The sequence below is a fragment of the Pauljensenia sp. UMB9872 genome (genome assembly GCF_030212665.1).
GTDB lineage: Bacteria > Actinomycetota > Actinomycetes > Actinomycetales > Actinomycetaceae > Pauljensenia > Pauljensenia turicensis_B.
Map to the genome: position 1 here is coordinate 71,546 of NZ_JASOER010000011.1, position 6,436 is coordinate 77,981.

At 55.5% G+C, this 6,436-nt stretch carries 6 protein-coding genes; 4 read left to right on the forward strand and 2 right to left on the reverse strand.

From position 1 onward, the window contains the following. Window positions 1–7: 7 nt before the first annotated feature. The 4 genes from QP109_RS05900 (at window position 8) to QP109_RS05910 (ending at window position 5,102) form a co-directional block, all read left to right on the forward strand. A complete protein-coding gene (locus QP109_RS05900; RefSeq protein ID WP_285023962.1) occupies window positions 8–1,486 on the forward strand; it encodes a class I adenylate-forming enzyme family protein in 1,479 nt (492 codons plus the stop codon). Window positions 1,487–1,659: 173 nt separating this feature from the next. Continuing rightward, window positions 1,660–3,054: an NAD(P)/FAD-dependent oxidoreductase gene (locus tag QP109_RS05905; RefSeq protein WP_285023956.1), complete on the forward strand. Its 1,395-nt coding sequence runs from the start codon at window positions 1,660–1,662 to the stop codon at window positions 3,052–3,054. Window positions 3,055–3,063: 9 nt separating this feature from the next. After that, window positions 3,064–3,420, forward strand: a complete 357-nt coding sequence (locus tag QP109_RS09325; RefSeq protein ID WP_350224215.1) for a L,D-transpeptidase — start codon at window positions 3,064–3,066, stop codon at window positions 3,418–3,420. A 158-nt stretch (window positions 3,421–3,578) separates the two neighbouring features. Then, window positions 3,579–5,102, forward strand: a complete 1,524-nt coding sequence (locus QP109_RS05910) for a hypothetical protein (RefSeq protein ID WP_285023957.1) — start codon at window positions 3,579–3,581, stop codon at window positions 5,100–5,102. A 123-nt stretch (window positions 5,103–5,225) separates the two neighbouring features. On the opposite strand, the gene QP109_RS05915 is transcribed toward QP109_RS05910, so the two are convergent. After that, window positions 5,226–5,846 carry a cation efflux transmembrane domain-containing protein gene (locus QP109_RS05915; protein ID WP_101627823.1) on the reverse strand — a complete coding sequence of 207 codons (621 nt, stop codon included), beginning with the start codon at window positions 5,844–5,846 and terminating at the stop codon, window positions 5,226–5,228. A gap of 258 nt (window positions 5,847–6,104) precedes the next feature. Continuing rightward, window positions 6,105–6,436, reverse strand: a 332-nt coding sequence (locus QP109_RS05920) for a Cna B-type domain-containing protein (protein WP_285023958.1), incomplete at its 5' end; no start/stop codon positions are given.

Below are 6,436 nucleotides of genomic sequence, written 5' to 3' on the forward strand. Positions count from 1 at the left end.
AGTTTTGATGCGTGCTGGGCGTCAGCACCCGAACCGCATGTCGATCATTTGGCCGGACAACAGCGTGTGGACCGTCGCCGAAAGCGCCGACGCGGTGCGCCGTGTGGCAGCATATTTGCGCTCGCTCGACATTGGCGAGGGTGACCGTGTCGTGTTTGCTGGCCGTAACAACGCTTGGGTTTTTGTTCTGCACGTTGCGTGCTCGTGGCTTCACGCTGTGACCGTTCCACTTTCGGAACGCCTACCGTTTACCGTCACGCAGTCGATTGTGGATTCGCTCGATCCAGCTCTCGTTTTGATCGACGAGGTCGCGCCCGCGTTGCAGCGTTCGGTCAGTGTGGGCGCGGAGTTTATGACGGTCGACGCTTTTGCTTCGAGCGCGCTGGGCTCCACGCCGATCGAAGGTGAGCCTCTGGCCTGCGCACACGAAACGGGTGCGATTGTCTTTACTTCGGGGTCGACAGGACGTACCCGAGGAGTTGAACTCTCTCACGCCCACATGTGGTGGGGCTCGATGTGTTTCCGCGATGGCTTCGAATATCTACCGGCACGCGATGTCGTGGGTGTGTGCGCGCCAATTTCGCATATCGGCGGCTTCAATGGCACGTCGATGGATGTCTTCAGCCACGGTGGAACGATCATCGTTTTCCCGACGTTTAACCCGACTGGCATCCTGCGTGCGATCGAAAAGCACCGCATCTCGATGATGTTTGCTGTCCCAGTCATGTGCCACATGTTGCTCGATACGAATGAGTCCGTCGGCGCAGATATTTCATCATGGGAGCGCCCGCTGATCGGCGGAGATGCGATGGGGCCGGCTTTGGCTGAGCGTCTGCGCAGCGCCGGCTTGCGACCGATCCACGTGTGGGGAATGACGGAAACTTCCGGGGCGGGAATGATGACCTCCCCCGATGCCGACGCCCCGGCGGGAGCATTGGGCCAACCTTTCCCCTACGTGGATGCGCGTCTGATGAACGCTGACGGTCACCTCGCCGGCGTGGGCGAGTTGGGCGAAATCGAGGTACGAGGCCCAGGCGTTTCAACCTCCTTCGTGACCAACGGGGAACGAGGCCTCGCAAGCATGCATGACGATTGGCTACGCACAGGCGACCTCGCCACGCGCGATGAAAATGGCTGGTATCACATCGTTGGTCGTGCTTCGCGAATGATTAACACGGGTGGCGAGCTTGTGGCTCCCGGGCGCATCGAAGAACTGCTACGCGGACTACCCCATATCGCAAACGCCTGCGTTGTGGGTGTGAAGGATGATCGGTGGGGTCAGGTTGTTGCAGCGGCAATCGTTGCCGGACCGATTCCAGAAGAGTTGCTTGATGTCGCCGACTTCGATGCATTGGAGATCGCTGACCTGATTAGCGATCAGTGTGCGCCGTGGGAACGAGTACGCCGAGCAATCTGGGTTGATGCTCTCCCCCAACTGCCGAACGGGAAACCGGATATTCAGGCGACGCAACATCTTTTTGACTAAACGATTGCTTTGCTCTGCGCCTTTGCGGGGGCATCGTTGATCTGGTGATCGCGGCCTCGTACATGAGCGAAGAGGACGTGGGCACTCTCACTCCCTCAAAGACGGATGGGGACTGTCAACCCCGCTGACTCAATTGGTAAGGTAAGCCTTACTTAATTTATGAGGAGGATCTGGTGCACCGCATCGTCATCATTGGCTCAGGTTTTGCTGGACTTGAAGTCGCGAAGAAGCTGAAGCATGCGAACACTGAAATCACGATTCTAGCCAAGACCGGTCACCACTTATTCCAGCCCCTGCTCTATCAGGTCGCAACTGGCATCCTCTCCGAAGGCGACATTGCGCCAACGACGCGTGAGATCCTCAAAAAGCAGAAGAATGTTCGCGTTCTGCAGGCGCTCGTTGAAGACATCGACATTGAAAACAAAGTCGTTATTTGGCGTAATCACAATGAAGAGCAGACGACTCCCTACGACACGCTGATCCTTGCTGCCGGCGCTGGCCAGTCGTACTTCGGCAACGATCACTTCGCCGTGTTTGCTCCCGGCCTGAAGACAATCGACGACGCGCTCGAACTCCGTGCCCGCATCTTCGACTCGTTCGAGAAGGCTGAAATCGAATCCGATCACAACGAGATCGACCGTCTACTCACGTTCGTTGTTGTTGGCGCCGGTCCGACCGGTGTTGAGATGGCTGGTCAGATTCGCGAAATGGCATCACACACGCTGGCAAAGGAGTTCCGCGCAATCGATCCGACGAAGGCTCGCGTCATCCTCGTTGACGGTGCTGATCGTCCTCTCCCCGTGTTTGACGAGAAGCTCGGTGACGTGACGCGCCACGAGCTTGAAAAGCTCGGCGTCGAGGTGAAGACCCAAGCATTTGTCACTGACCTTGACCACGACACTGTCACTCTGAAGTTCAAGGACGGCTCAACCGAAACGATTCGTTCAAACTGCAAGGTGTGGGCTGCCGGCGTCCAGGCGTCCGAGCTTGGCGCTGTTCTTCGTGACAAGGCCGGTGCGGAGCTTGACCGTGCGGGTCGCGTCATTGTTGGAAAGAACCTCACTGTTCCCGGCCACCCGGAGATTTTTGTCCTCGGTGACATGATGAGCTTCCCGGACGTGCCCGGCGTTGCTCAGGGAGCTATCCAGTCTGCTCGCTATGCAGCAAAGATTGTGGCAGCGCGTCTTGCTGGCAAGCCGGAAACAACCGAGCCTTTCACGTACTTCGACAAGGGCTCAATGGCGACGATCGCCCGCTTCAAGGCGGTCGTGAAGATCGGCAAGATGCGCTTGACCGGCTTTATCGCTTGGGCGGCTTGGTGTTTCCTCCACCTGCTGTACATCGTTGGCTTCAAGTCGCAGATCGGCACCTTGGTTCACTGGTTCTTCTCATTCCTGTCGGGCGCACGTTCGCAACGCACGACCACAAACCAGCAGCTGGTTGGCCGCCTTGCTCTGGAACGTCTGGGCACCGGTTCGTCCGGCAAGCTCGTCGCCGGCGAGGATCCCGTTCAGGAGATCATCGATGATGAAGTGATCTCGTCACACAACGAAGAATCGACAAACTGACATCGCCCAATGCTTCTTTGGACTCCGCGCACAACCTCAGTAGTGCCGGGCAAGCCTTCCTCACCAACCGTGGACAGGCATTTCAACGTGTATGTGCAGTATGAGAGCCAAACGATGCAGGGTCTGAATGGTGATGGTTCGCGCTACGTGGAACCGAATGTGCCGTGGGTGTCTTATTTCCACGAGTCTTATTCGATTCATGCTTCCCCGTGGCAACACGCGTTCGGTTGGACGGAACCGGGCGACTCACATGGGTGTGTGAACACGCCAACGTCTGACGCGGAGTGGATTGACCATTGGGCTAACCTTGGCACCTCGGTGATGTCTCACTACGAGAAACGTCTGTCTCAAGACATCTTCACATAACAATCCCAGGAATGAACTGGATCCATTGGTTCACTCGGGGGCAGTTTGTAAGTGGTATACAGGCGATACCGAATACGCCTATATCCCTTTAACTTCGGATGAATCACCCCTTTCTTGGTAGGGTTATTGCTATGTTTCCATCGAATACAGGAAGAGCAATGAAGAATTGGTTGCGTGCCACAACTGCTTTCGCAGGCGCGGCAGCACTGACGTTTGGAGGCGCTGTTGCAGCTGTAGCAGCACCCAGTGTTGATGACGGTAGCAACGTCAAGACCTTCAATGTTACTTGGAGTGACGATGTCAAGCGGTACGACCCGGCGCTTGAAGGCACCAAAGTTGACATGTTGCTATACTGTGCGGTCTACGAATTCGAAGCCGGTAAGAAAACGGACAAATTTCTTGGCTACGAGTGGCCACTGCTCACACTCACCGTTGGTAAAGATGAGCAGATTCCGCTCAACGTGGATCCCTCCAAGTACGAGGGAGTTGACAAGATCGGCGTCGATGACTGCGACTATTATCGCGGCGGAAAGTGGGCAGACGGCCAGTTCTCTTTTTCAACCGGCTATAGTAATGGCGTGAAATCCCTGGCTATGGACCAGCAGGCCAATACCGATTTCAAGTTTAAGTTGACCGAAGGCGAGTGGGACGGAGAAACCTACCTTGGGGTAATCCCTGATGGCAAAGCTCCGAAAGTAAGCATCGGACTGAAGCTGACTAAGGAAGGTAAAACCACCGTTCATACACTTAAGAGCGGCGATCCTACGGTTAACAAGTATGTTTTCGCTGATGGAGCCAGCCATAAACCTTCCGCTGAACTAGATGCTGAGGGCGTAGAAGCCCCCTTTACTCGGGCATTCACCGGCAACGATTTGAATCTCTTCTCCGGTTACACGGGTCGTTATAAGAAATACGAATTAACTGCTTCCATTGACGATCCCGAGGAAGCTAAGCTTTTCCGTATTGAAAGCGTTGAGGGAAACGACTCCGATGGTTGGACAGTTAATCTAAGCTCTGTTGTCCGCAAGATTACCCCCGAGGCTCCGACCGTTGTAGATTCCGATAAGTGCGGAGTTGCTGGCACGGTCCAGGTTCCTGAGTCCAAGTACTTTGACTACGAACAGGTTCAGAAAGGCACCACTGTCTCGGTAGCGGCGCTACTGAAACAGGATTTCAAGGACAAGTTCGTGGTTGAGGGTGACACGAAGTGGGAGCTCAGCGTCGCTTCTAAGCCGTGCACACTCGATCCAGCTGAAGAGTTGGCAACCCCTGCCGCTCCGAAACTAATCAATCCTTCTGCTGACGATCCTTCTTCTTGCACCGTCGAACCGTACGTGACGATCCAAAAGACCGAGGGTGTGACTTACACCGTTACTTCGAACGGTGTTGAGCTGAAGGCTAACAAAGATGGCAACTACAACTACCCGTACAACTCGAAGGTAGAAGTTAAGGCCTCCGCTCTGGATGGTTACTTCTTCGCTGACGATGCTGTAGCCGAGTGGACCTGGGACAGCCACGATACTGCGATGGACCCAGCGTGTAAGGCCACGCCTAGCACCTCGAAGGTGGCAAAGCCTAAGAAGAAGCTGGCTAAAACTGGTGCTGAAGTTGCTTCCATAGTTGGCCTGTCTGCCGTGTTACTCCTTGCAGGTGGCGCGCTCGCCGCACGCAAGTTCATGTAACCAACGAGCAACACGCAACCTGCCCACAGGCGCAGTAGTTGCACAGAACCCCCGGAAGGCAACGAGATCACTCAGCTGCCTTCCGGGGGTTTGCTTTACCCATCTAGCCTAGGCTTATTCGCACTACTCATCGTCATCGTCGAGCTCAAGCTCCGGAGTTTCTGCACGAGCTTGCTCAAACACTTCTGCCGCAGCCGAGAGGTTGATGAAGCCGATAACAAGACCAACCGCGATGTCTGGCCAGGGGCTGAACCAGAACACCATGACAACGCCAGCGGCAAGGATCAAAAGGTTTGCGAGCACATCATTGCGGGCGGCCAGCCAGGCACCTCGCACTAACGCTGTATCGTGCTTACGCAGTTGCAGTAGTAGTAGCGCGCTGGCGAGGTTGATTAACATTGCGATGATGGCGGTTACCGACAAGGTGAGTGGCTCCGGCGCCTCCCCGGAGATCATTTTCCATATCGCGGTGCCAAATGCCGCAACTGCGGGAATGAGGATGAGGCCGGCCAGGCCGTAACTGGCTTTCCTCCTGCTTGCTACCGACCAGCCCAGGGCGGTGAGCACAAGCATGTTAATGAGGAAGTCTTCAAGGAAGTCGGCGGCATCTGCAAAGAGTGCGACTGAGCCAATGATTGAGGCGATCACCAGTTCAATGATGAAGCCGATGAGGTTTAGGATGGCAACCCAAGCAACGATTCGCCGGGCACGAGTGTCAAGATTCTTAGCGGTATACACGAGCATAGATTTTAGCTAATATCTTCAGATGCTTCGCGAGTCATCTTTTCCGCTGCGCTGGTTCTTATTGGTGCGCGCTGGTTCCCTCTGACGGGGCACTAATCGAACGAAGTTAATGTGACCGGATAGCAATAACAAAACACCTTCCGGGGATTAGCCGGAAGGTGAAATGTTGTGCGTGAACTAGCTACCTAAATAATGAGGAAGCCAGTTACTGTGAGCCGGGTGGGTCCCCGCCGTTTAGCGGGGCCCACCCGCACTTGCTTATGCGCGACGACGCCGCTTGGATACAACCCAGGTTCCCGCAGCGAGCAGGACCACGCCCACTACTACCAGGCCTTGAACTGCCGAGCCGGTGCGAGCCAACGGAGGTGGGGTGTCCTTGGTGTTAGTAACCACGTACCCCTCGGCTGCGCTACCACTGATGGAAGGAGTGTAGCCAGGAACCTCTACCTCAACCACCGTGTAGACAATCTCGGTCTTCTCACCATCAACCGTCACATACTTCGGCAGCCCCTCAAACGTACCCTTCCAGCCATTCTCGGCAGTCAGTTCCAAAGACTTATCCGTCTGTTTACCATCAGCCAACAAGTTGA

Excerpts from the sequence above, each read along its gene's own strand:
- QP109_RS05900 (WP_285023962.1), top strand. The coding sequence starts at position 8 with ATGCGTGCTGGGCGTCAGCACCCGAACCGCATGTCGATCATTTGGCCG.
- QP109_RS09325 (WP_350224215.1), top strand. The coding sequence starts at position 3,064 with ATGCTTCTTTGGACTCCGCGCACAACCTCAGTAGTGCCGGGCAAGCCT.
- QP109_RS05910 (WP_285023957.1), top strand. The coding sequence starts at position 3,579 with ATGAAGAATTGGTTGCGTGCCACAACTGCTTTCGCAGGCGCGGCAGCA.
- QP109_RS05915 (WP_101627823.1), bottom strand. The coding sequence starts at position 5,846 with ATGCTCGTGTATACCGCTAAGAATCTTGACACTCGTGCCCGGCGAATC.